This is a genomic window from Burkholderia sp. AU16741 (genome assembly GCF_002223345.1).
Classification (GTDB): domain Bacteria; phylum Pseudomonadota; class Gammaproteobacteria; order Burkholderiales; family Burkholderiaceae; genus Burkholderia; species Burkholderia sola.
This window is the reverse complement of sequence record NZ_NKEZ01000008.1, coordinates 855,532-878,453: the sequence shown is the minus strand read 5'-3', so window position 1 is coordinate 878,453 and position 22,922 is coordinate 855,532. Positions and strand designations below refer to the sequence as shown.

Below are 22,922 nucleotides of genomic sequence, written 5' to 3'. Positions count from 1 at the left end.
CGAAGGGGAATGACGCAATGAGCATCTTGGGAATCGAGCAGATCACGTACGGTGTCGACGACCTCGCAAACTGCCGGCGCTTTTTCGCCGACTGGGGTTTGAAGGAAGTCGCGCACGACGACACGCGTGCGCGTTTCGAAACGATGAACGGCTGCACCGTGCTCGTCGTGAAAGCCGACGATCCGTCGCTGCCGCCCGCGTTCGAAGCAGGCCCGACGCTGCGGGAAGTCACGTGGGGCGTCGCGACGCAGCGCGAACTCGACGCACTGCGCACGAAGCTGGCCGGCCAGCCCGGCTACTACGCCCAGGACGAGGCGGTCGGCTGCATCGACCCCAACGGGATGGCGATCCGCGTCGAAGTCACGCGCAAGCGCGCGCTCGACATCACGGGCTCGCCGTCGAACGTGTGGGGCCAGACGCTGCGCGTCGACCAGCCGAGCCCGATCTATGCGCGTGCGGAGCCGGTCGAAGTCGGGCACGTCGTGTTCTTCACGAATTGCCTCGACGCGCAGGAAACGTTCTATCACGAGTTGCTCGGCTTCGAGACGTCGGACCGTTATCCGGGCCGCGGCGCGTTCATGCGCTGCGCGCCGCATGGCGGCCACCACGACCTGTTCCTGCTCGCGCTGCCGAACGGCAAGCGTGGCCTGAACCACGTCGCGTTTACCGTGCGCGACATCCACGAAGTGTTCGGCGGCGGCATGCACATCGACCGCTGCGGCTGGGAAACGCAACTCGGCCCGGGGCGTCATCCGGTGTCGTCCGCGTACTTCTGGTACTTCCGGAACCCGGCCGGCGCGCTGATCGAATACTACGCGGACGAAGACGTGCTGACGCCCGAATGGCAGCCGCGCGAATTCGAGCCGGGCCCGACCGTGTTCGCCGAATGGGCCTTCGACGGCGGCCTCGACGGCAACACGCGCCGGCAGAAGAACGCGAAGGCGCCGGAAGGCAAGTTCATGACGGAGCGGAAATCATGACCGAAACGAATACGCCCGCGCAGCCCGCGCCGGGCACGGTCGTCGTGATCGGCGGCGGCCAGGCGGCCGGCTGGGTGCTGAAGACGCTGCGCGCGCAAGGCTACACGGGCCGTCTCGTGATGATCGCCGACGAGCCGCATCTGCCGTACGAGCGGCCGCCGCTGTCGAAGGCCGTGCTGGCCGGCGACGCCGACATCGAGACCGTGCGCGTCGTGCGCCCCGACGAATTCGACGCGCTGAACGTCGAAGCGTGGCAGCCGGAACGCGCGGCGTCGATCGATCGCGCACGTCGCTTGGTGAAAACCGAGGGCGGTCGCGAGATCGAATACGACCGGCTCGTGATCGCAACCGGCGGCACGTCGCGCCGCTTGCCCGATGCGCTCGTCCACACGCCGAACCTGCACTACCTGCGCACGCTCGACGAAGCGGCCGCGCTCGGCGAGAAGCTGCGCGCGAGCCGGCGCGTGCTCGTGATCGGCGGCGGCTGGATCGGCCTCGAAGTCGCGGCGACCGCGCGCAAGCTCGGCGTCGACGCGGTGGTCGTCGAAGGCGCGCCGCGCCTGTGCGGCCGCTCGGTGCCGCGGGTCGTGTCCGACTTCCTGCTCGACCTGCATCGTTCGAACGGTGTCGACGTGCGACTCGGCGCGGCACTTGAATCGCTCGATGCGCAGCCCGGCGACGCATCGAAGGTGCGCGCGACGCTCGCCGACGGCACGACGATCGACGCCGATTTCGCGGTGGCCGGCATCGGCCTCGCGCTGAACGCGTCGCTCGCGAGCGATGCGGGGCTCGCGGTCGACGACGGCATCGTCGTCGACGAATACGGTGCGACGAGCGACCCGTCGATCTTCGCGTGCGGCGACGTCGCGAACCATCACAACGGCTGGCTGAAGCGCCGCGTGCGGCTCGAATCGTGGGCCAACGCGCAGAACCAGGCGATCGCGGCGGCGAAGGCCGTCCTCGGCGTGCGTGCACCGTACGCGGAGATTCCGTGGTTCTGGTCCGATCAGTACGACGTGAACCTGCAGATCCTCGGCGATCTGCCGGCCGATGCGCGGCTCGTCGTGCGCGGCGATCTCGCCGCGCGTCGTGCGACGCTGTTTTTTGTGGGCGACGGGCATGTGAGAGGTGTCATCGCCGTGAACAACGCACGTGAGCTGAAGCTCGCGCGCAAGTGGATGAACCAGGGCCGGGCAGTGGATACGGCCGCCCTGGCGGACACGACCCAAGCGCTTGCCTGACCGGCCCGCCCGGAAAGAGACCCAGGAGACACCCCGCATGAGCACTTTCGACAACGTCGTGGCCGGCAGGGCCACGATGGAAGCTGCCGCCTCCACGCCCGGCGCGATCATCGCGCGGCTCGAGCGGCTTCCGGCCAATGCGATGCAGATCCGCGCGCGCGTGCTGATCGGCACCGCGACGTTCTTCGACGGCTTCGACGTGATCACGATCGCGGCGACGCTGCCGCTGCTGATTCACAAGTGGGGGTTGTCGCCGACGCAGATCGGCATGCTGATCGCGTCCGGCGCGATCGGCCAACTGATCGGCGCGTTCCTGTTTCCCGCGCTCGCGGAAAAGCATGGCCGCGTGAAAGCGATCGCGTGGAGCTCGGCCGTGATCGGCATCACGAGCATCGCATGCGGCTTCGCGCCGACGTTCGAGATCTTCGTGTTGCTGCGGATTCTGCAGGGAATCGGGCTCGGCGGCGAGTTGCCGGTCGCCGCGACGTACATCAACGAGATCACGCGCGCGCATGGCCGAGGCCGTTTCGTGCTGTTGTACGAGATCGTGTTTCCGATCGGCCTGCTGGTGTCGATGGCGCTCGGCGCGTGGCTCGTGCCGCGCTTCGGCTGGGAGATCATGTACTTCGTCGGCGGGCTGCCGCTGATCCTGTCGCTCGTGCTCACGCGCCTCGTGCCCGAATCGCCGCGCTGGCTCGCGTCGCGCGGGCGCCTCGCGGAAGCCGGGCGCGCGGTCGGCGTGTTCGAAGGGTCGGTACGCGGCGAGCTGCCGCCGGTCACGCACGCGGCTGCGTTCGACGAGATGGTGCGCCAGCATCCGAGGCGCCGGATGAGCGATCTGTTCCGCGCCGCGTATCGCAAGCGCACGCTCGCGGTGGCGACGCTGTGGGCAACCTGCGGGTTCATCCAGTACGGGTTGTCGACGTGGCTGCCGACGATCTACAAGAACTTCTATCACGCGCCGCTGCAACTCGCGCTGAACCTCGCCGTGATCGGCTCGGTAATGGGCGTGCTCGGGTCGCTGGCCTCCGCGCTGCTGGTCGACAAGCTCGGCCGCAAGCCGGTGATCGTGTGGTCGTTCGTGCTGTGCGCGCTGTCGCTGGCGCTCGCGGGTATTTATCACGCGTCGTCGGTGTACGTGGTCGCGGTCTTCTGTTCGCTGTCGCTCGGGTTGATGGCGTCGGGGTTCATTACCGCGTACGTCTACACGCCGGAGCAGTATCCGACGAGCATCCGCGCGGCGGGCTGCGGGCTCGGCAGCGCGTGGCTGAAGATCGCGTCGTTCGTCGCGCCCATGGTCGTGCCGCATGCGATCATCGGCGGGAACCTCGCGCCGGCGTTCTATCTGATCGGCGTGGTGCCGCTGATCGCCGCGCTGACCGTGCATTTCGTCGGGATCGAGACGAAAGGGAAGGTGCTGGAGGCGCTCGAGGCGTAAGCGCGCCGCCGGTAACGGATGAGGTGCTCGGGCCCGGGGCGATGCGCCCCGGGCTTTTTATTTCGCGGTGGTTCGGTCGTTTCATGTCGAGCGTTGCGAACGGGCGCCATGGCTGCCGCACGGCTTACGTGCTCTAATTCACGGTCCCCATTTTTTCAGACCGCCGCCATGCCCCTGTTCGAACCCGTCACGCTGAATACCTCCCGCCTCGTGCTGCGGCCGCTTCGCGACGCCGACGCACCGGCCTTCTTCGAGATCTGGTCCGATGCGGAAGCGATGCGCTATTTCTCGTTCTCGCCGATGACGGAAATCGAGCAGGCCGAGGCGCGCGTCGCGCGCAACGTGCAGACGTCCGCGAGCGGGGAGAGCCTGACCTGCGTGCTCGAACTGCGGGAAACCGGCGAGGCGCTCGGCGAGTGCGTGCTGTTCCATGCGAATGCGCAATGCCGGCGCGCCGAGATCGGCTTCAGCCTGCGGCGCGCGTTCTGGCGCGGCGGGTATATGCGCGAAGCGGCGTCGGCCGTGCTCGAGCATGCATTCGGCACGTTGCGGCTGAACCGGCTCGAGGCCGATATCGATCCGCGCAACGTCGCGTCGGCGCGGCTGCTCGAACGGCTGGGTTTCGTGCGGGAAGGGCTGCTGCGCGAACGCTGGATCGTCGGCGACGAAGTGTCGGACAGCGCGCTGTACGGGTTGCTGGCAAGCGATCGCGGCTGATGCTGCCGCGGTGGTCTGTTTTCCGACCGGGACGAGCGCGCACGCGCTGACGCAATCGCGCGGCGCAACCGGATTCGGCCAGCCCGCTTCGATTCAACGGCCGGCCGGTGGTTGCATTCACAGCTTCGCGAGCCAGCCCTCGACCTTGTCTTTCCCGCGCAGCGCTGCAATCCATCGCTCGGGCAACGCCTGTTCGCCGTACAGCGCGCCGGCGAGGCCGCCCGCGATGGCCGCCGTCGTATCCGTGTCGTTGCCGAGCGCGATCGCGCGCTTCACGCAGTCCTCGTAGCTGCCCGTCGACAGCAGACAATGGATCGCCGACCAGAAGCTGTCGACCACATAGCCGGATCCTTGCGGCGCGTCGAAGCGGCCGTCGAGCACGGTCTTCAGTTCGATTTCGTCGGCCGTGCCTTCGTGGCGCGCGAGCAGTTCGTCCTCGGCTGCGCGCACCGCATCGGGCGCGGGCCGGCCATCGACGATCCCCAGCGCCGTCAGGCAATAGAGCGCGCAGCAAAGCTGCGAACGTACGTGGCCATGCGTGACGACGCTCTGCTTGTGTGCGAGCCGGATCGCGTCGTCGCGCGACGCGGCGACCATCACGACGGGGAAGCAGCGCATCAGCGAACCGTTGCCGTTGTCGCGCTCGTCGCGGGGCCCGGCCACTGCGGGCGCGGCGCCGGCCGCCAGCGCATGGAACGCGCGTTGCGTCTGCAGGCCGACGTCGAACACGCGGCCGTCCGGCGTGAATGCACCGCGCTGAAACCAGTCCAGCAGGTTGCCGGCGAACGTATCGAGATTCAGGTCGTGCTCGTGCAGCAGTGCGTCGAGCAGCGCGAGCGCCTGCGCACCGTCGTCGCTCCAGGTGCCGGGCGGCACGCCGTCGTGCGCGCGTGCGAAGCCCGGCGGCGCAATCATGTCGATCGCGGCAGGCGGCGGGATCGAAGCGGCGTCGTGGAATTCGTACGGCACGCCGAGCGCGTCGCCGATCAGCAGGCCAAGCAGGCCGCCGCGCAGGCGGGATCGTCGGTTCGGAATGACTGTCATCGGAGAGGGTTCGGGTCGGGAGGGCTTGCGTCGCGAAATACCGTGCAGACTAGACCAATCGCGTCCGCATGCCTAGCCGATGGCGTTGCGGCCGGAGAGAAATCATGCGAGTGCGCCGAGAAGAGGCGGGGCGGTGTTCGTCAGGGTCGGCGACTTGCCGGATGCCGCCCCCGAACGTACCCTTGGTCGAATCGACAGTCCGTCCGCAGGAATCGACCATGCATGCCCATCCTTTGCGCCTTTCTCCCGGCGACGATCTGCGCGGCGCCATCGAGGCAGCGCTACACCAGCTTGAAGCGCCTGCGGCCTTCGTGATCCAGGGCATCGGCAGCCTGAGCGTCGCGCAGTTGCGCTTCGCCGGCGTCGATCGGCCGACCGAGCTGCGCGGAGACCTCGAAATCCTGACGCTGGCCGGCTCCGTATCGCCGGACGGCGCACACCTTCATATGTCGATCTCCGATGCAGCCGGCCGCGTGACGGGCGGCCACGTCGCGAGCGGCTGCGTGGTGCGCACGACGGCCGAGATCCTGCTCGCGCTGCTGCCCGCGCATCGCTTCTCGCGCGAGCCGGATGCGGGCACTGGCTTCAACGAACTGGTGATCCGTCGCGTGTCGGGTGGCGACCCGGCATAAAGGGGCAGCGGCGCTAGAATCGCCGGTCATCGAAGACTTTCCCGTTACCGCTCATTCCGCCAAGCGCAATCCATGGACGATACCGAAATCGAACAGCAAGCGTGGGACATCGTCCGGGCCTGGCTCGAAGGCGCGACGCCCGAGCAGTGGCACCGGTTCGCCGCACGCTCCAATTACGACGGCAACGGCCGCGCGTTGCGCTGGCTGCTGGACAACCGCAACGTCGATCGCGCGACCGCATTGCTGATCTACTGGAATCTCGGCGCCGCGTGGTTTGTGCAGTATGCGAGCGAAAGCGATCTGGGCGACGCGTCGTATCAACTCGATACGTTTCGGCTGCTGCGCGACATCGAGCAACGTTACGCAGACGGCTATTACGCCAATCACGGCATCTGGTTCGATCCGCACGACTTCGATGGCGCGGGGCCGAACGATTATCCGGACGTACCGGTCGCGCGGCCCGTGCCGGCACTGATGCTGCAGCCGACCGACGGGCGCGAGTACGTCGATCTCGACGAAGCCGACGGGTATGACGAAGGCTTGCCGTTCGACGTGGTCGAGCGGCTGCACGCGCTGTACGACTGACCCCGCGGGCGCGTCCGGTCGCTGACGCACAAAAAAAAGGCGCCGCGGCCTTTCAGCCCGCGACGCCTTTCAGTGCGCTGCGACGTCGACCACCCGCCGCCGCCCGACTGCGTGCTTACAGCTGCACGGTGTCGGCCACTTCCTTGAAGTCCTCGATCTGGTCGAAGTTCATGTACTGGTAGATCTTGTCGCCGTTGGCGGTGAGCACGCCCATGTCGGCCATGTACTCTTCCTTGGTCGGGATCTTGCCCAGACGCGAGCAGATCGCGGCCAGTTCAGCGGAACCGAGGTACACGTTCGTGTTCTTGCCGAGGCGGTTCGGGAAGTTGCGGGTCGACGTCGACATGACCGTCGCGCCTTCGCGCACCTGGGCCTGGTTACCCATGCACAGCGAGCAGCCCGGCATTTCGGTGCGCGCGCCGGCCGTGCCGAACACGCCGTAGTGACCTTCTTCCGTCAACTGCTTCTGGTCCATCTTGGTCGGCGGCGCGACCCACAGCTTGACCGGGATGTCGCGCTTGCCTTCGAGCAGCTTCGACGCCGCACGGAAGTGGCCGATGTTGGTCATGCACGAGCCGATGAACACTTCGTCGATCTTGGCACCCGCGACGTCGGACAGCGTCTTCACGTCGTCCGGGTCGTTCGGGCAGGCGACGATCGGCTCGTGGATGTCGGCGAGGTCGATCTCGATGACGGCCGCGTATTCGGCGTCGGCATCCGGCGACAGCAGTTGCGGGTCGGCCAGCCACTGTTCCATCGCCGCGATACGGCGCTGCAGGCTGCGCGGATCCTGGTAGCCCTGCGCGATCATCCACTTGAGCAGCGTGACGTTGCTGTTCAGGTATTCGATGATCGGTTCCTTGTTCAGGTGCACCGTGCAACCGGCCGCCGAGCGCTCGGCGGACGCATCGGACAGCTCGAACGCTTGCTCGACCTTCAGGTCGGGCAGGCCTTCGATTTCGAGGATGCGGCCCGAGAAGATGTTCTTCTTGCCTTGCTTGGCGACCGTCAGCATGCCTTGCTTGATCGCGTACAGCGGAATCGCGTTGACGAGGTCACGCAGCGTGACGCCCGGCTGCATCTTGCCCTTGAAGCGGACCAGCACCGATTCCGGCATGTCCAGCGGCATCGTGCCGGTGGCGGCCGCGAACGCGACCAGGCCCGAACCCGCCGGGAAGCTGATGCCGATCGGGAAGCGCGTGTGCGAATCGCCGCCGGTGCCGACGGTGTCGGGCAGCAGCATGCGGTTCAGCCACGAGTGGATCACGCCGTCGCCCGGGCGCAGCGCGATGCCGCCGCGCGTGCTGATGAAGTTCGGCAGCGTCTGGTGCGTCTTCACGTCGACCGGTTTCGGATAGGCGGCGGTGTGGCAGAACGACTGCATCACGAGGTCGGCCGAGAAGCCGAGGCAGGCCAGATCCTTCAGTTCGTCGCGGGTCATCGGGCCCGTGGTGTCCTGCGAGCCGACCGAGGTCATCTTCGGTTCGCAGTACGTGCCCGGGCGCACGCCCTGGCCTTCCGGCAGGCCGCACGCGCGGCCGACCATCTTCTGCGCGAGCGAGAAGCCCTTGCCGCTGTCGGCCGGCTGGTGCGGCAGGCGGAACAGCGTCGACGGCGCGAGGCCGAGCGCTTCACGCGCCTTCGCGGTCAGGCCGCGGCCGATGATCAGCGGAATGCGGCCGCCGGCGCGCACTTCGTCGAACAGCACGTCGGACTTGACCTGGAATTCGGCGATGACCTTGCCGTCCTTCAGCGCCTTGCCTTCGTACGGGCGCAGTTCGACCACGTCGCCCATGTTCATCTGCGACACGTCGAGCTCGATCGGCAGCGCGCCGGCGTCTTCCATCGTGTTGTAGAAGATCGGGGCGATCTTGCCGCCGAGGCACACGCCGCCGAAACGCTTGTTCGGGACGAACGGGATGTCTTCGCCGGTGAACCACAGCACCGAGTTGGTGGCCGACTTGCGCGAGGAGCCGGTGCCGACCACGTCGCCGACGTAGGCGACCAGGTGCCCCTTTTCCTTCAGCGATTCGATGAACTTGACCGGGCCGCGCTTGCCGTCTTCTTCCGGCGTGATGCCCGGGCGCGCGTTCTTCAGCATCGCCAGCGCGTGCATCGGGATGTCCGGGCGGGTGGTGGCGTCCGGCGCCGGCGACAGATCGTCGGTGTTGGTTTCGCCCGTCACCTTGAACACGGTGATGGTCAGGCTTTGCGGCACTTCCGGACGGCTCGTGAACCATTCGGCGTCGGCCCAGCTCTGCAGCACGGCCTTCGCATGCGCGTTGCCCTGGTCGGCGAGTTCCTTCACGTCATGGAACTGGTCGAACATCAGCAGGGTTTTCTTCAGCGCGTCGGCGGCGACCGCGGCGACGGCTTCGTCGGACAGCAGCTCGATCAGCGGCTGGATGTTGTAGCCGCCGAGCATCGTGCCGAGCAGCTCGGTCGCGCGTTCGCGTGAGATCAGCGGGCAGGCCGTCTCGCCCTTCGCGACGGCGGCCAGGAAGCCGGCCTTCACGCGGGCGGCTTCGTCGACGCCGGCGGGCACGCGATGGGTGATCAGCTCGAGCAGCGTCTGCTCTTCGCCGGCAGGCGGGTTCGTCAGCAATTCGACCAGTTCGGCGGTCTGCTGAGCCGTCAGCGGCAGGGGAGGAATACCGAGCGCGGCGCGGGCGGCCACGTGAGCACGAAAGTTTTCAAGCATGGGGAGACCTGCTGATATTGCGTTTGAGGGGAAGGCCTTGCCGGCACTCCGGGGCTATTCCAGGCACTGCTTTGAGCGGGATTCTAATCTCAATGGTCTGGAACGTCAAATGTCTTATGTCTTATATAAGACTTGGTGAGGCGAAAGACGGGCGGCGCGGCTGCATGGCGGGGCGGCCTTGTCGGGCGGGGGCGGCGGGCGGGTGCGCGGTGTCGGTTGAGGTCGCCGGTGGCGCACATATCTGCACAAGGCCGCAGGAAACGGCACACACCGGGCGCGTTCGGGCCGCTACGCTTGCCGTCACGCAGCTTGCAATCGGGTGCCGGAACGTGAGGCGGAAGTCGTCGCGCGCCGGTCGATTCGGCCCGGGCGGTAGCGATTCCCTTGACTCCGGCGATCCGCGACATGCACTCCAGAGACGCGATTTTCCTGATGGCGGCGCTCGTTGCGTCGCCGGCCGTTCACGCGGCCACGCCCGGCGACGAAGCGCGGGAGGCGGCGAGCCGGCCGGTCGCGCTGGTCTATCGCGGTCCTGCCGCGTGCGACGGGTGCGCCGAAACCATCGCCAGACGCCTGCGGGAATCGGATCAGCGGTTCCGGGTGGTCTACGTGGGGCCGGCGGAAAAACTCAAGATCACGCCCGCGGCGCTCGCCGGTGCGGCGCTCTACGTGCAGCCCGGCGGCGGGCAGGACATTCCCGGCGCGGCAGCCGGCATCGGCCGAAATGAAATGCGGGCCGTGCGGCGATACGTCGCGAACGGCGGCCGATACCTCGGGCTGTGCATGGGCGCCTACCTGGCCGGCGCGCAGGGTTTCGCGCTGGTTGCCGGCGATATCGACGGCGAGGTCGACCGGCCGGGCTCGACGCTTCACGGCATTGCCGACACGGTGACGCCGGTCGTCTGGCGCGGGAAAAAGCGCTGGATCTACTTTCAGGACGGCGCGAGGCTCCCGGTCGCGCCGATCGGCTCCGGCTGGACCGTGCTGGCGATCTACCCGAACAAGGACATCGCGGCCGCCACGTATCGCTACGGCAAAGGGCGCGTCGGCCTCGCCGGCCCGCATCCGGAGGCCGATGAAAGCTGGTATCGCCAGAATGGCCTCGAGAATCCGGACGGCGTGGCGCCGGACATGGCCTACGACCTGATCAACGCGACGATGAAGCCGTAGCGGAGGGGCCGCGGCGGGCGCGGTTCATTTATTTCCGTTTGGCGCGATACGCGTCGAGATTTTTCCGTGCCTGCGCGCGGATCGCGCGCTGCATGAACGGCGTCCAGCCGAGCAACGCGCCTTTCATCCCGAGCGCCTGACGTGCCCAGCGCCACAGGTCGAAATGGTCGCGATGCTCGACGATGCGTCCGTCGCGAAACCGGAAGCGCGCATCGATCCGATTGACCACCATCCGTCCGGTCGCGGCGAACCGGTATTGCGCGCGCCATGTCGCGCGGCCGGCCTGGTCGTCCGCGGCGACTTCGCCGAACGTCAGCGAGAACTCCTGCGCCCGCGCGACCAGCATCCGCCACATGTCGCGCGCCAGTTCGCCGCGCAGCTCGCCGAATGCGGGATCGCTGAACACGATGTCGTCGGCATAGCACGCGAGCATCGCGTCGATGTCGCGCTGCTGGAAGGCCGTGTAGAAGCGCTGGATCAACGCGGTGTTCGGATCAGTCATTTTGGGCGTAAAGGAGGGAGAGGGACGGTGACGTCCGTCGAAACATCGATCGGGAAAGTGCGGCAGACAGCGCGAACCGGCGCCCGCGCTTGCCGCGTCGGGCGCAGCCGGCTTGCCGCCGGGATGATACGCGTCAGCGGGCCGCCATCGCAACGTCCTGACTGCTGCGTCCCGTCACCAGGCAGCCCGACATGAAGGCCTCGCTCTGGCTGCCGGCGGCGGCTTCGCCGAAGCCGCGACCGAGCGCGTCGGCCTTCACCTGCGCGGCGCCCTGCTCGCACGCGAGCGGGCTGGCGTCGCGGCCCTGTGCGTGCAGGATCGCGCGATCGCCGATGAGATAGGCCAACAGGGCAAAAACGGCGATATGGACGGCTCGTCTCATGGTTCGTCTCCTCGTTGCTCAAGCGTAACGCGGACACGTTCGACGAAGCACTTGGGGCTTCCCCCGGTAAACGTCTGCTGAAAGCGGTGGCGGCAGGGCGATCCTGTCCTGTTTTTCCGTCGCCGCCGCCCGGCGGGCGGGCAATGCGCGGTAGTTTGACGAATGTCAGGGTACGGGCGGGCGGCGGCGGTCGCGCGGCCGTTCAAGGCGATAGCATGCATGCATGATTTGACGGAGCGCGATGCAAGGTCAACGCGTCAGGTCCGGCAAGCACGCAGGTGTTGAATATCGCTGTCGAAATAGTGAGGAATCCAAATGTTGAACGTCTCTTCCGTCCTGATCAGCCTTGCCCCGATGTGGGCGATCCTGCTGCTGGCTTCCTCGGCGGCCGCCTATTTCGTGTTCTGGCGCAAGGTCATCAAATGAGCGCCGCGCGACCGCGTGCGCACGATGCGCACGCGTGACGCGTTTTTCCGTCATTGCACCGCCGTCACCGGCACGTTCGAAATTTGCACCAGCCGGGCCATGACGCTGCGCCGAAACACTGACATCAGCGCGTGCAGCGGATCGCGTCTCGGCGCGGCCACGACGATCTCGTCGCAGCCGGCCTCGGCCGCTGCGGCCGCGATCGTATCGGCCACCGGGCCGACCTTCATCACGACGCTGAATTTCACGTCCGCATCGCGCAGGATCCGCTCGGCCATCGCGAGATCGTCGGTCGCGAATTGCGTCTCGATCGCGCGCAGCCGCGGCAGCGGGTGATAGGCCTCGAGCCGCGTCGATTCCAGCGGCGCCTGCACATTGATCAGCACGACCTCCGACGCGCAGCGCTCGCGATACAGGAATGTCGCGTGACGAACCGCCTGAAGCGAGCGGGGCGAATGGCCGACCGGAACCAGCAGCTTGAGCATGGACGATGAACCCGGAAACGAAGTGCTTCCAGCGTAGCGGGCGGCCGGACGAAGCGATCTAAAGAGATCGGTTGGCTGCATAAAAATGTCGTTAACGCGCGCGGTCCCGTGACGCACCGATTAAAAATATAAGAAATTTAAGTTTATGCGCATAAACGGCAGGGAGCGGCGGCGCCGGCCCCCCCGGTCGCCAGCGGCATCGCGATTCAGTCGAATCCGCAATGAATTGCGCCGCGAAATATCGGAGGTTGTCCGGATCGCGTCGCGTAGAGTAGAGCGGCCGCCGCCGCCGGGCGGCGCGCTACCCGATACCGCTTCCCAGGAGACCTCGCATGCCGCACGGCGCCCCGCAGTTTCTCGCTCCCGCTTCCATTTCCGTCGATCCGATCGTGCGCCTGTCGGCTGGTGAGCTTGCGTCGGCGATCCGCAGCAAGGCGGTTTCGTGCGTCGAGACGATGCGTGCGTATCTCGACCATATCGAGCGCGTGAACGGCGCGATCAACGCGATCGTCGCGCTGCGCGACCGCGATGCGCTGCTGGCGGAAGCCGCGGAAAAGGATGCGGAGCTGGCGCGCGGCGGCTATCGCGGCTGGCTGCACGGGATCCCGCAGGCACCGAAGGATCTGGCGATGACGAAGGGGCTGCGCACGACCTACGGCTCGCCGATCTTCCGCGAGAACGTGCCGCAGGCCGATTCCGTCGGCGTCGCGCGGATGCGCGCGGCCGGCGCGATCTTCATCGGCAAGACGAATACGCCGGAGTTCGGGCTCGGTTCGCACACGTTCAACGAGGTCTACGGCGCGACGCGCAACCCGTACGACCCGACGAAGAGCGCGGGCGGCAGCAGCGGCGGCACGGCGGCGGCGCTCGCGTCGCGGATGCTGCCGGTGGCGGACGGCAGCGATTTCGGCGGGTCGCTGCGTAATCCGGCGGCGTTCTGCAATATCTACGGCTTCCGTCCATCGCAGGGCCGCGTGCCGCGCTGGCCGGGCGTCGACGTGTTCATGCAGCAGCTCGGCATCGAAGGGCCGATGGGCCGCACCGTCGGCGACGTCGCGCAACTGCTCGCGATCCAGGCCGGCTACGACCGCAACGATCCGCTGTCGCTCGCGGAAGATCCGGCCGTGTTCGCGCAGCCGCTCGACGCGAACCTGCGCGCCAAGCGCATCGCGTGGGTCGGCGACTGGAACGGCTATCTCGCGACCGAGGCCGGCGTGCTCGCGCAGTGCGAGCGCGGGCTGGCGACGCTGCGCGAGATCGGCTGCGACGTCGATGCGGCGCTGCCGGCCTTCGCGCCCGACCGGATCTGGCGTCTGTGGCTCACGCACCGGCACTTGCTGTCGGGCGGCGGGCTGCTCGCGCATTATCGCGACCCGGCGCGCCGCGCGCTGCTGAAGCCCGAGGCGATCTACGAGGTCGAAGGCCTGCTCGCGATGCCGGGCGCGGCGGTGTTCGACGCGAGCGTCGAACGGACCGCGTGGCATCAGGCGGTGCTGAGCTTCTTCGACCGTTACGACTTCATCGCGGCGCCGACCGCGCAGGTGTTCCCGTTCGACGTCGACCAGCGCTGGCCGAAGGAGATCGCGGGCCGCGCGATGGATACCTACCACCGCTGGATGGAAACGGTCGTACCGTGGACGCTGGCCGGCTGCCCGGTGATGAACGTGCCGGTCGGCTTCAACGACGCGGGGTTGCCGATGGGGATGCAGCTGATCGGGCGTCCGCGCGCCGATCTCGCCGTGCTGCAGCTTGCGCGCGGTTATGAGCAGGCGGCCGATTGGGTCGGCGAGCGGTTGCCGGCGTGGATGGCAGCGTAACGGCGCTGCCGGCACGCCGGCCGTAGCGGCGCGGTGACGAAGCGGGCGGCGACGCGTTGCCGGTTTTGCTTCGCATCGCCCGACGCGACACGCGCCTCTGGCGGTGTTTCGTCGGGCCGCCTGCGCACACCGGAGCCAGCGTCCATTGACGCAACCGGAGAAAGAATGTCGGCACGCGCGCGACATCGCACCGCAAACGCGGACGAATCGGCGCGACGACGTTCGTTGGTCCCGGAATTGCAAGCAGCGGCGCGCGGCGATTTCGTTTCGATGTGTTTCAGTCGTTGCGGCGCCGCGCGACGCGCTTCGACAATATCGCCTCGACCATTCGGGCACGAGGGAAACACATGAAGCACATTCGCGCGACGGGCCGGTATCTGGCCTCGGCAGGCATCGCGTTCGGCATCCTGGTGAGCGGCGCCGCACATGCACAGCTCGATCTGCAGTCGATCGGCGCGTCGCTGCTCGGCGGCGGCCAACAGCAGGCGGCGCCGGCGCAGGGCGGTGTCGCGCAGTTGCTGCAGGCCTATGTCGGTGCGAACCAGCAGGTGCTGAACGGCCAGTCGTCGCTCGCATCGGCGATGGGGCTGACGGGGGCGGCCGGGCAGGCGCGGCAGGCCGCGAGCCAGTTGTCCGGCGGCGATGTGCTGTCGCCCGCCACGCTGTCGCAGATGGGCGGCGCGCAGCAATCGGTGTCGCAGGCGCTCGGCCAGGCGTTCGCGAGCGGCGGCGCCACGCACGGCCCGATCGACAAGCAGGCGTTCAGCAACGGCCTCGCCTCGCTCGGGCAGGGGCTCACGCAGTATTCGCAACTGCAGTCGGGGCTCGGCAATCTCGGTTCGACGAGCGCGGCGTCGCTGCTGCAGTCGGGCCTGAATCCGCAGAACATGCAGGCCGCGACGTATATCGCGCAAAGCGCGCCGGGCCAGTTGCAGTCGCTTGCCGCGACGCTCAGCCAGGCCGTGCAGTTCGCGACGAGCCAGGGCATTTCGGTGCCGTCGGTCGCGTCGTCCGCGCTGAAGCTGCTGCCGTGACGTAGCGCGACGGCGGGTGCGATGCGTGGCCGGCATCGCGCACGCCGGCTCCGGACGATCGTCCCGCACAACATGGGGATTTCGCGCGATGCTATCGTGACGGGTCCTTTTTATCGGTGCCGGTTCATGACTGACTCGTTCGACCTCTCGCGCTATTTCTCCCGCATCGGCTACGACGGCCCGGCCGAGCCGACGCTCGACGTGCTGCGCCGGCTGCATCTGCTACACCCGCAGGCGATTCCGTTCGAAAACCTCAATCCGCTGACCGGCGCGCGTGTCGCGCTCGACCTGCCCGCGATCGTCGACAAGGTGATCGAACGCCGCCGCGGCGGCTACTGCTTCGAACTCAACAAGCTGTTCTATACCGCGCTCACGACGATCGGTTTTCGCGTGACGCCGCTGATCGCCCGTGTGCGCTGGATGCGGCCGCCCGAGATCGTCACCGCGCAGACGCACATGCTGCTGCGCATCGACCTCGACGGCGCGGCGTGGCTTGCGGATATCGGCTTCGGCAGCGCGACGCTGACCGCGCCGCTGCGCTTCGCGCCGGGCGAGCGGCAACCGACGCCGCACGGCGCGTTTCGCGTGATCGATGCGCCGGTCGACGGCGAATTCGACATGCAGTTCGAGATTCCCGACGGCTGGCACACGACCTACCGCTTCTCGCTGAAGCCGGCCGAATGGATCGATTACGACGCGGCGAACTGGTTCACGTCGACGTATCCCGAATCGATCTTCGTGAACGACCTGATCGCGTGCCGCGTGCTGCCCGACGGCCGCGCGGCGCTGCTCAATACCGTGCTGACGCTGCGCGACGCGGCGGGGGCCGGGCGCACGGTCACGTTCGAGAATGCCGCCGACTGGGCCGCGTGCCTGCGCGACACGATCGGCATCAACACGGCGGGATTCGATCTCGACACGCTGTTCGCGCGGCTTGCGGCGCGCTCCGCGAGGTAACGCGGACGGACACCCCCGACGGCGGCCCGCCGTGATCGAGTCGGCCGCCTCCTTCATTGCCGCATTTGACTTTTACTAGTTTGCTAGCATACTAGTCTCCATGACCGACGAAGAAGTGAAGCAATTCAACGTATATCTGCCGCTCGGCCTGATCCGGCAGGTCAAGCATCGCGCGATCGAAACGGAGCAATCGCTGTCCGCGCTGGTGGCCGACGCATTGCGCGCGTATCTGGCCGCGCCGCCGCCCGGCGCGGAACCGTCCAACAAGGAGGCGTGACATGTCATCCGAGCGTATCGAAGCCGTGTACCTGACGACGCACAACTGGGGCAAGTCGGCGAAGTTCTTCCAGGCGCTGGGCTTCGAGCTGGAATTCGAAACCGATCACCAGTCGGGCCAGTTGAGCAGCGGCGACGGCCCGTTCCTGTTCATCGCCGAAGTGCCGCCGAGCGAAAAGCCCGACATGCAGGTCGTGATCAAGGTGGCCGACGAGCAGGCGGTGCAGCCGCAGCCGATCGTCGAGGTCGTCACGCCGTTCGAGGACACCCACTGGGGCACGCGCGACATGACCGTGCGCGATCCGGACGGCCGGGTGTGGCGCCTGCAGGCGCCGGGCAAGCAGCACACGTGAGGTCGCCATGACGGATACCCGCGAAGACGACGCGCCCGACAGCACGGCCGCGCGCGTCGCGCTCTGGCGCGCGCTGCACGTCGAGCTCGATGCACCGCCGCATGTGCTCGCCGACGAAATCGGGCTGCAACTGCTCGCGCCGGCACCCGGCTGGCAGCAGCGCGGCGACATGGATCCTCAGTTCACGCGGCCGTTTCGCGCGTCGATCGTCGCGCGGGCGCGTTTCATCGAGGATCTCGTTATCGAGCAGGCCGCGTGCGGCGTGAGCCAGTACGTGATCCTCGGCGCGGGGCTCGACAGCTTCGTGCAGCGCCGGCCGGACATGGCGTCGCGCGTGACCGTGTTCGAAGTCGACCCGCCGGCGCCGCAGCGCTGGAAGCAGTGCCGCCTGGCCGAGCTCGGCTTCGGCGTGCCCGACTGGGTGCGTTTCGTGCCGGTCGATTTCGAGGCAAGGCAGTCGTGGCGCGACGCGCTCGTCGGCGCGGGCTTCGATGCGGGCCGGCCGGCGGTCGTGGTGTCCACCGGCGTCAGCATGTACCTGACGCGCGAAGCGAATGCGGCCGCGTTGCGCGAAGTCGCGTCGCTCGCGCCGGGTTCGACGTTCGCGATGACGTTCCTGTGGCCGCTGGAGAATGCGGATCCGGACGTGCGCCCGGGGCTGGAAATGGCCGCGAAGGGCGCGCGCGCGAGCGGCACGCCATTCATCAGCTTCTTCGTGCCGGACGAGATCCAGGCGCTTGCCCTGGAGGCCGGCTTCGCGCAGGCCGAACACGTGTCGGCCGCCGAGCTGACGCGTCGTTATTTCGCCGATCGCACGGACGGCCTGCGGCCGCCGAACCGCGCGGAAGAATTACTCGTCGCGACAGTCTGACCCGTCGCCTTCGTCATGCGCGTCATGCGCGTCACGTGCGTCACGCGCGTTCGAGCACGGCCATTTCCCGCACGACCACGAGCAGCACCGCGAGGCTCGCGCCGCCGGATGCGCGCAGGTCCGCGAGCAGGTGCTCGTAGCGCGCGAGCGCGGCCTCGCGGCGCACGCGCCACGCGCCGACGATCGTGTCCGGCGTGGTCGAATCCGGCGATTCCGCGAGCGCGCTCGTCGCGAGCGTGCGCTTGAGCCGCGCAATTTCCGCGAGCGCGGCGGCGCGCGCGAGCATGTCCCAGTGCGTCGGCGTCGGCAGGTTCGCCGCGCGTTCGCCGATCCATCCGTAATTGAGCAGCATGCCGAGCGAGAAATAGACGCCCGCGACGAGTTCGAGACTGCGGTTGCAGGTCGCCGCCACTTCGGCGATGTCGAGCAGCGCGGCCGAGATGTCGCCGCTCGCGACACGTACCGCGAGCGCGCTGTCGACCCCGGCGTCGACGAGCACGCGCTGCCGCTCGGACAGCGCTTCCAGATCGTCGGCCGGCAGCAGCGACGGCAGTTGCGGCGCGATGCGCTGCACCGCGTCGCGGCAGCGCGCGATCAATCCGGCGACACCGCCGTCGGCCACCGCGCCGGACTGCAGATGCCGCAGGAACCACAGCGCCGCGCGCTCCAGCAGCCGCGCGACGTCGACGAACATGCGCGCCTGCACGTCGTCGGCGACGCGGTTGTCGAGCGCGTCGATATCGCGCCACACCGCATCGAGGTCGAACACGTCGCGCGCCATGATGCACGCGCGCACGATGTCGCCGGGCTTCGCGTCGGTTTCCTCCATCAGCCGGTGCACGAATGCGCAGCCGACGCGGTTCACGAGCGCGTTGGTCAGGTGCGTCGCGAGAATCTCGCGGCGCAGCGGATGGCGGCGCATCGGCTCGCTGAAGCGCTGTTGCAGCGGCTTCGGGAAGTAGTCGACGAGCATCGCGGCCACCAGCGGATCCTCCGGCACGTCGGATTCGAGCAGCGCGTCGTAGAGCCACATCTTGCTGTACGCGAGCAGGACCGCACGTTCCGGCGACGTGAGGCCGAGCTTCGCGGCCTGCCGCTCGGCGACTTCGTCGTCGGTCGGCAGGAATTCGATCACGCGGTTCAGGCGGCCCGCGCGCTCGAGCCAGCGCATCAGGCGCGCCTCGGCGTCGAGCAATTCGACCGCATAGCGGCCGGCGATCGACAGCGCCTGCGTCTGGTAGTAGTTGTCGCGCAGCACGAGCAGCCCGACTTCGTCGGTCATCTCGGCGAGCAGCGCGTTGCGCTGCTTCTCGGTCATCTCGCCGTCGGACACGACGAGCCCGAGCAGGATCTTGATGTTGACTTCGTGGTCCGAACAATCGACGCCGGCCGAGTTGTCGATCGCGTCGGTGTTGATCCGGCCGCCGCGCTGCGCGAACTCGATGCGGCCGAACTGCGTGCAGCCGAGATTGCCGCCTTCGCCGACGACCTTGCAGCGCAGGTCCGCGCCGTTCACGCGCACCGCGTCGTTCGCGCGGTCGCCGACCTGCGCATGGGTTTCGCGCGCGGCCTTCACGTAGGTGCCGATGCCGCCGTTGTACAGCAGGTCGACCGGCGCCTGCAGGATCGCGCGGATCAGCTCGGTCGGCGGCAGCGCGTGCGCGTCGATGCCGAGCGCGGCCTGCACGGCAGGGGACAGCGGGATCGTCTTCGCGGTGCGCGGATACACGCCGCCGCCGGGCGAGATCACCGACGTATCGTAGTCGGCCCAGCTCGAGCGTTCGAGCGCGAACATGCGCTGGCGCTCCGCGAAGCTCGTTGCCGGGTCGGGGTTCGGGTCGAGGAACACGTGCCGGTGATCGAACGCGGCGACGAGCCGGATATGCGGCGACAGCAGCATCCCGTTGCCGAACACGTCGCCCGACATGTCGCCGACGCCGACCACGGTGAAGTCGGTCGCCTGCGTGTCGATGCCCATCTCGCGGAAGTGCCGCTTCACCGATTCCCACGCGCCGCGCGCGGTGATCGCCATCTTCTTGTGGTCGTAGCCGACCGAGCCGCCGGACGCGAACGCGTCGTCGAGCCAGAAACCGTATTCGTGCGAGATCGCGTTCGCATAGTCGGAGAAGGTGGCCGTGCCCTTGTCGGCGGCGACGACGAGATACGGATCGTCGGGGTCGTGGCGCACCACGTCGCGCGGCGGCACGATCGCATTGCCGGCGAGGTTGTCGGTGAGGTCGAGCAGCCCGCGCAGGAACGTCTGATAGCACGCGATGCCTTCGCGCATCCACGCTTCGCGATCGCTCGGCGGCGGCGGGTTCTTCACGACGAAGCCGCCTTTCGAGCCGACCGGCACGATCACGACGTTCTTCACCATCTGCGCCTTCATCAGCCCGAGCACCTCGGTGCGGAAATCCTCGCGGCGATCCGACCAGCGCAGGCCGCCGCGCGCGACGCGCCCGCCGCGCAGGTGCACGCCCTCGACCCGCGGCGAATACACCCAGATCTCGAACATCGGCTTCGGTTCGGGCAGGCCCGGTACCTTCGCCGGGTTGAACTTGAACGACAGGTACGGCTTCGGCTCGCCGTTCGCGTCGGCGAGGAAGTAGTTCGTGCGTTCGGTCGCGTTGATCACGCCGAGGAACTGGCGCAGGATGCGATCCTCGTCGAGGTTCGGCACCTGGTCGAGCGCGCCTTCGATCGCCTTCAGCAGCCGTTCGGCCTGCACGTCGCGCGTGTCGCCGATGCGCGGGTCGAAGCGCAGCACGAACAGTTCGACGAGCTGCCGCGCGATCGCCGGATTGCCGGTCAGCGCGCGTTCGATATACGCGTCGCTGAAGGTCGAGCCGACCTGCCGCAGATATTTCGCATACGCGCGCAGGATCGTCACTTCGCGTGCGCTGAGGTGCGCGCGCAGCACGAGGCGGTTGAAGTCGTCGTTCTCGATCCGGCCGCTCCAGATCCGGTCGAACGCATCCTCGAACAGCCCCTTCACGCGCTCGATGTCGAATTCGGTATCGTCGGCGAGCTCGAGGCCGAAATCGTGTACCCACGCATGCGTGGCATCCTGCGTCTGGATCCGGTACGGCCGCTCCTCGTCGACGCGCACGCCGAGATGTTCGAGCATCGGCAGGCTGCGCGACAGCGCGATCGGGTCGCCCGCGCGATACACCTTGAAGCGGAACGCGCGCGGCTCGGCCTCGATCGGCCGGTACAGGTTCATCGCGAGCTGGCCCGAATCCTTCACGCGCTCGATCAGCTCGATGTCGCGCACGGCCGTGCGCGCCGGATAGTCGTCGCGATAGCCGGCCGGGAACGACTCCGCATAGCGCTGCAGCAGACGGTTGCCTTGTTCTTCGCCGAATGCGTCGAGCAGCGCGTCGGCGAGATCGTCCTGCCAGCGGCGCGTGACCTGCACGAGCCGCGTTTCGAGTTCGCGTGTGTCGACGTCGGGCATCGTGCCCGGCTCCGCATGCACGACGAAGTGAATGCGGGCGAGCGCCGATTCCGACAGCAGCGGCGTGAATTCCACGTTCACGCCGTTGTACGCGTCGACCAGCAGCTTCGCGATGCGGCGGCGCAGGTCGGTGTTGTACTTGTCGCGCGGCACGAACACGAGGCACGACACGAAGCGGTCGAACCGGTCGCGCCGCACGAACAGCCGCGTGCGCTGGTGTTCCTGCAGGCGCAGGATGCCGAGCGCGATGTCGTAGAGCTGGTCTTCGTCGGCCTGGAACAGTTCGTCGCGCGGATAGGTTTCGAGCACCGTCACGAGCGATTTGCCGAGATGCCCCTTCGGCAAAAAGCCCGCGCGCCGCACGATGTTCGCGCACTTGCGGCGCACGATCGGAATCTCGGTGTACGAACCGAAATAGGCGGTCGACGTGTAGAGCCCGATGAAGCGGCGTTCGCCGGTGACCTTGCCGTCGGCGCCGACGAGCTTCACGCCGACGTAATCGAGGTAGCCGGGCCGGTGCACCGTCGCGCGCGAATTCGCCTTGGTCACGAAGATCGGCCATTGGCCGGTGATGATGTCGGCGGCGGCGGGCGGCAACGGCGTCACGTCGGCTGCGCCGGACGTGCGCAGCGATTCGCGCAGGATCCCGAGGCCCGAGCCCTCGATGCCGCGCAGGCCGAAGCCCGTGCCGTCCGACACGAGCGCGTAGTCGCGCTGGCCGAGGAACGTGAAGTGATCGGCGGCCATCCATTCGAGGAACGCGCGCGCCTCGATGTCCTCCGCCGTCGATTCGCGCGCCTTCATCTCCTTGATCGTCGCGCGGGCGATGTCGACGATCCTCGGCCAGTCCTCGACCGACGCGCGTACGTCGCCGAGCACGCGCGCGATGTCCTCGCGCAGCGTGTCGAGCAGCGCGGCGTCGCCGCAGCGGTCGACTTCGAAATGGATGAACGACGCGAGTTGCGACTGGCCGTCGCCGGAGGTCGCGCCGCCCGCGTCGACGCGCTCGATGCCGCCGCCGGCGCCGCGCCAGATGCGGAACACCGGATGCAGCGCCGAATGCAGCGCGAGCCCGAGACGGTTGATGGCCATCGTCACCGAGTCGACCAGGAACGGCATGTCGTCGTTGACGATTTCGATCACCGTGTGGTCGGAATGCCAGCCGTGCTGTTCGAGGATCGGGTTGTACACGCGCAGGCGTTCGCTGCCGGGCACGAATTTCTGGGCGGTCTGCCAGTGCGCCATCGCGGCGCCGTACAGGTCGGCGATGCCGCGGCTCTGCAGATCGTCGGCATCGACGAAATCGTAGTAATGGCGCAGGAAGGGTTCGACGGTCCGGAACGTGGCGTCGGGCAGGCGGGCGCGCGCGAATTCGACGACATCGGCGAGCAGGTGTGCGACGACTTCCTCGTTCTTCGCTTCCATGGCGGTCTCCGTCGGGTGGCCATTGGCTGCTGCGTCTGTCCGGCATTATGCGCCGATTGCGTGACAAAGCGATGTGCGGGCGCACAAGGGCGCAGGGCGGAGAAACCCGCATGCAGCGCCGCTCGCGCGCGCCGCGATGCAGGGTTCAGCGCAGGGCGGACGGCGCCGACGCGACGCTGCCGTCGGCGCTCAGCGCTCGTCGCTCCACAGCTTGCCGGCGGTTGCCCAGTTCTCTTTCTTCACGTCGGTGAGGATGATGTCGACCGAGCCCGGCGTGCAGTCGAGCGTCTCGCACGTGACGCGCGTGATTGCTTCGACGAATGCGCGCTTCTGCTCCACGGTGCGGCCTTCGAACAGCTGGATGTTGAAAGTCGGCATGACGTAGGCTCCGGTTGGGATTGAACGATTCGGTCGGGTGCGCAGGCAACG

At 67.8% G+C, this 22,922-nt stretch carries 20 protein-coding genes; 13 read left to right on the top strand and 7 right to left on the bottom strand.

Features of this window, described 5'->3' with window-relative positions:
* The first annotated feature begins 17 nt into the window (after positions 1–17).
* The 4 genes from CFB89_RS24385 (at position 18) to CFB89_RS24370 (ending at position 4,376) form a co-directional block, all read left to right on the top strand.
* The gene (locus tag CFB89_RS24385; RefSeq protein ID WP_089470105.1) at positions 18–980 is read left to right on the top strand and encodes a VOC family protein; all 963 of its coding nucleotides are present in this window, start codon (positions 18–20) and stop codon (positions 978–980) included.
* On the top strand, positions 977–2,221 hold the full coding sequence (locus CFB89_RS24380) for an NAD(P)/FAD-dependent oxidoreductase (protein ID WP_089470104.1): 1,245 nt from the start codon (positions 977–979) through the stop codon (positions 2,219–2,221). The genes CFB89_RS24385 and CFB89_RS24380 overlap by 4 nt, the downstream gene beginning before the upstream one ends.
* A 37-nt stretch (positions 2,222–2,258) precedes the next feature.
* Positions 2,259–3,659, top strand: coding sequence for an MFS transporter (locus CFB89_RS24375; RefSeq protein ID WP_089470103.1), 1,401 nt, complete (start codon positions 2,259–2,261; stop codon positions 3,657–3,659).
* A 168-nt stretch (positions 3,660–3,827) separates the two neighbouring features.
* Positions 3,828–4,376, top strand: coding sequence for a GNAT family N-acetyltransferase (locus tag CFB89_RS24370; RefSeq protein ID WP_089470102.1), 549 nt, complete (start codon positions 3,828–3,830; stop codon positions 4,374–4,376).
* Positions 4,377–4,493: 117 nt separating this feature from the next.
* Here the strand turns inward: CFB89_RS24370 and CFB89_RS24365 are convergent, their stop codons facing one another.
* Complete coding sequence (locus CFB89_RS24365) at positions 4,494–5,420, bottom strand: ADP-ribosylglycohydrolase family protein (RefSeq protein ID WP_089470101.1); 927 nt, start codon at positions 5,418–5,420, stop codon at positions 4,494–4,496.
* Between the two features lie 218 nt (positions 5,421–5,638).
* Here CFB89_RS24365 and CFB89_RS24360 point away from each other — a divergent pair, with 218 nt between their 5' ends.
* Both CFB89_RS24360 and CFB89_RS24355 read left to right on the top strand, forming a co-directional pair.
* Entirely contained in the window at positions 5,639–6,052 is a 414-nt protein-coding gene (locus CFB89_RS24360) for a PPC domain-containing DNA-binding protein (RefSeq protein ID WP_089470100.1), read from the top strand.
* A 72-nt stretch (positions 6,053–6,124) separates the two neighbouring features.
* Positions 6,125–6,637, top strand: a complete 513-nt coding sequence (locus tag CFB89_RS24355; RefSeq protein WP_089470099.1) for a DUF4274 domain-containing protein — start codon at positions 6,125–6,127, stop codon at positions 6,635–6,637.
* A 115-nt stretch (positions 6,638–6,752) separates the two neighbouring features.
* On the opposite strand, the gene acnB is transcribed toward CFB89_RS24355, so the two are convergent.
* The gene (gene acnB, locus CFB89_RS24350; protein WP_089470098.1) at positions 6,753–9,338 is read right to left on the bottom strand and encodes a bifunctional aconitate hydratase 2/2-methylisocitrate dehydratase; all 2,586 of its coding nucleotides are present in this window, start codon (positions 9,336–9,338) and stop codon (positions 6,753–6,755) included.
* Positions 9,339–9,743: 405 nt separating this feature from the next.
* On the opposite strand from acnB, the gene CFB89_RS24345 reads away from it, so the two are divergent.
* On the top strand, positions 9,744–10,508 hold the full coding sequence (locus CFB89_RS24345) for a BPL-N domain-containing protein (RefSeq protein WP_089470097.1): 765 nt from the start codon (positions 9,744–9,746) through the stop codon (positions 10,506–10,508).
* A 28-nt stretch (positions 10,509–10,536) separates the two neighbouring features.
* Here the strand turns inward: CFB89_RS24345 and CFB89_RS24340 are convergent, their stop codons facing one another.
* The 3 genes from CFB89_RS24340 to CFB89_RS24330 form a co-directional block, all read right to left on the bottom strand.
* Entirely contained in the window at positions 10,537–11,010 is a 474-nt protein-coding gene (locus tag CFB89_RS24340) for a nuclear transport factor 2 family protein (RefSeq protein ID WP_089470096.1), read from the bottom strand.
* Between the two features lie 133 nt (positions 11,011–11,143).
* The gene (locus CFB89_RS24335) at positions 11,144–11,392 is read right to left on the bottom strand and encodes a hypothetical protein (protein WP_059584900.1); all 249 of its coding nucleotides are present in this window, start codon (positions 11,390–11,392) and stop codon (positions 11,144–11,146) included.
* Positions 11,393–11,868: 476 nt separating this feature from the next.
* Positions 11,869–12,303: a universal stress protein gene (locus tag CFB89_RS24330; protein ID WP_089470095.1), complete on the bottom strand. Its 435-nt coding sequence runs from the start codon at positions 12,301–12,303 to the stop codon at positions 11,869–11,871.
* 332 nt (positions 12,304–12,635) lie between these two features.
* Here CFB89_RS24330 and CFB89_RS24325 point away from each other — a divergent pair, with 332 nt between their 5' ends.
* From CFB89_RS24325 to CFB89_RS24300, 6 genes are all read left to right on the top strand, one after another.
* Positions 12,636–14,120 carry an amidase gene (locus tag CFB89_RS24325; RefSeq protein WP_089470094.1) on the top strand — a complete coding sequence of 495 codons (1,485 nt, stop codon included), beginning with the start codon at positions 12,636–12,638 and terminating at the stop codon, positions 14,118–14,120.
* Between the two features lie 347 nt (positions 14,121–14,467).
* Positions 14,468–15,154 (top strand): hypothetical protein, encoded by a 687-nt coding sequence (locus CFB89_RS24320; RefSeq protein WP_089470093.1) that lies wholly within the window; start codon positions 14,468–14,470, stop codon positions 15,152–15,154.
* A gap of 126 nt (positions 15,155–15,280) precedes the next feature.
* Entirely contained in the window at positions 15,281–16,111 is an 831-nt protein-coding gene (locus tag CFB89_RS24315; RefSeq protein ID WP_089470092.1) for an arylamine N-acetyltransferase, read from the top strand.
* 100 nt (positions 16,112–16,211) lie between these two features.
* On the top strand, positions 16,212–16,388 hold the full coding sequence (locus CFB89_RS24310) for a ribbon-helix-helix protein, CopG family (protein WP_089470091.1): 177 nt from the start codon (positions 16,212–16,214) through the stop codon (positions 16,386–16,388).
* A gap of 1 nt (position 16,389) precedes the next feature.
* Positions 16,390–16,740, top strand: a complete 351-nt coding sequence (locus CFB89_RS24305; protein WP_089470090.1) for a glyoxalase/bleomycin resistance/extradiol dioxygenase family protein — start codon at positions 16,390–16,392, stop codon at positions 16,738–16,740.
* Between the two features lie 7 nt (positions 16,741–16,747).
* Positions 16,748–17,611: a class I SAM-dependent methyltransferase gene (locus tag CFB89_RS24300; protein WP_089470089.1), complete on the top strand. Its 864-nt coding sequence runs from the start codon at positions 16,748–16,750 to the stop codon at positions 17,609–17,611.
* Positions 17,612–17,651: 40 nt separating this feature from the next.
* Here CFB89_RS24300 and CFB89_RS24295 read toward each other — a convergent pair whose 3' ends face one another.
* Together CFB89_RS24295 and CFB89_RS24290 are read right to left on the bottom strand one after the other, a co-directional pair.
* Positions 17,652–22,493 (bottom strand): NAD-glutamate dehydrogenase, encoded by a 4,842-nt coding sequence (locus tag CFB89_RS24295; protein WP_089470088.1) that lies wholly within the window; start codon positions 22,491–22,493, stop codon positions 17,652–17,654.
* A 189-nt stretch (positions 22,494–22,682) separates the two neighbouring features.
* On the bottom strand, positions 22,683–22,871 hold the full coding sequence (locus CFB89_RS24290; protein ID WP_089470087.1) for a 4-oxalocrotonate tautomerase: 189 nt from the start codon (positions 22,869–22,871) through the stop codon (positions 22,683–22,685).
* Between the last annotated feature and the right edge of the window lie 51 nt (positions 22,872–22,922).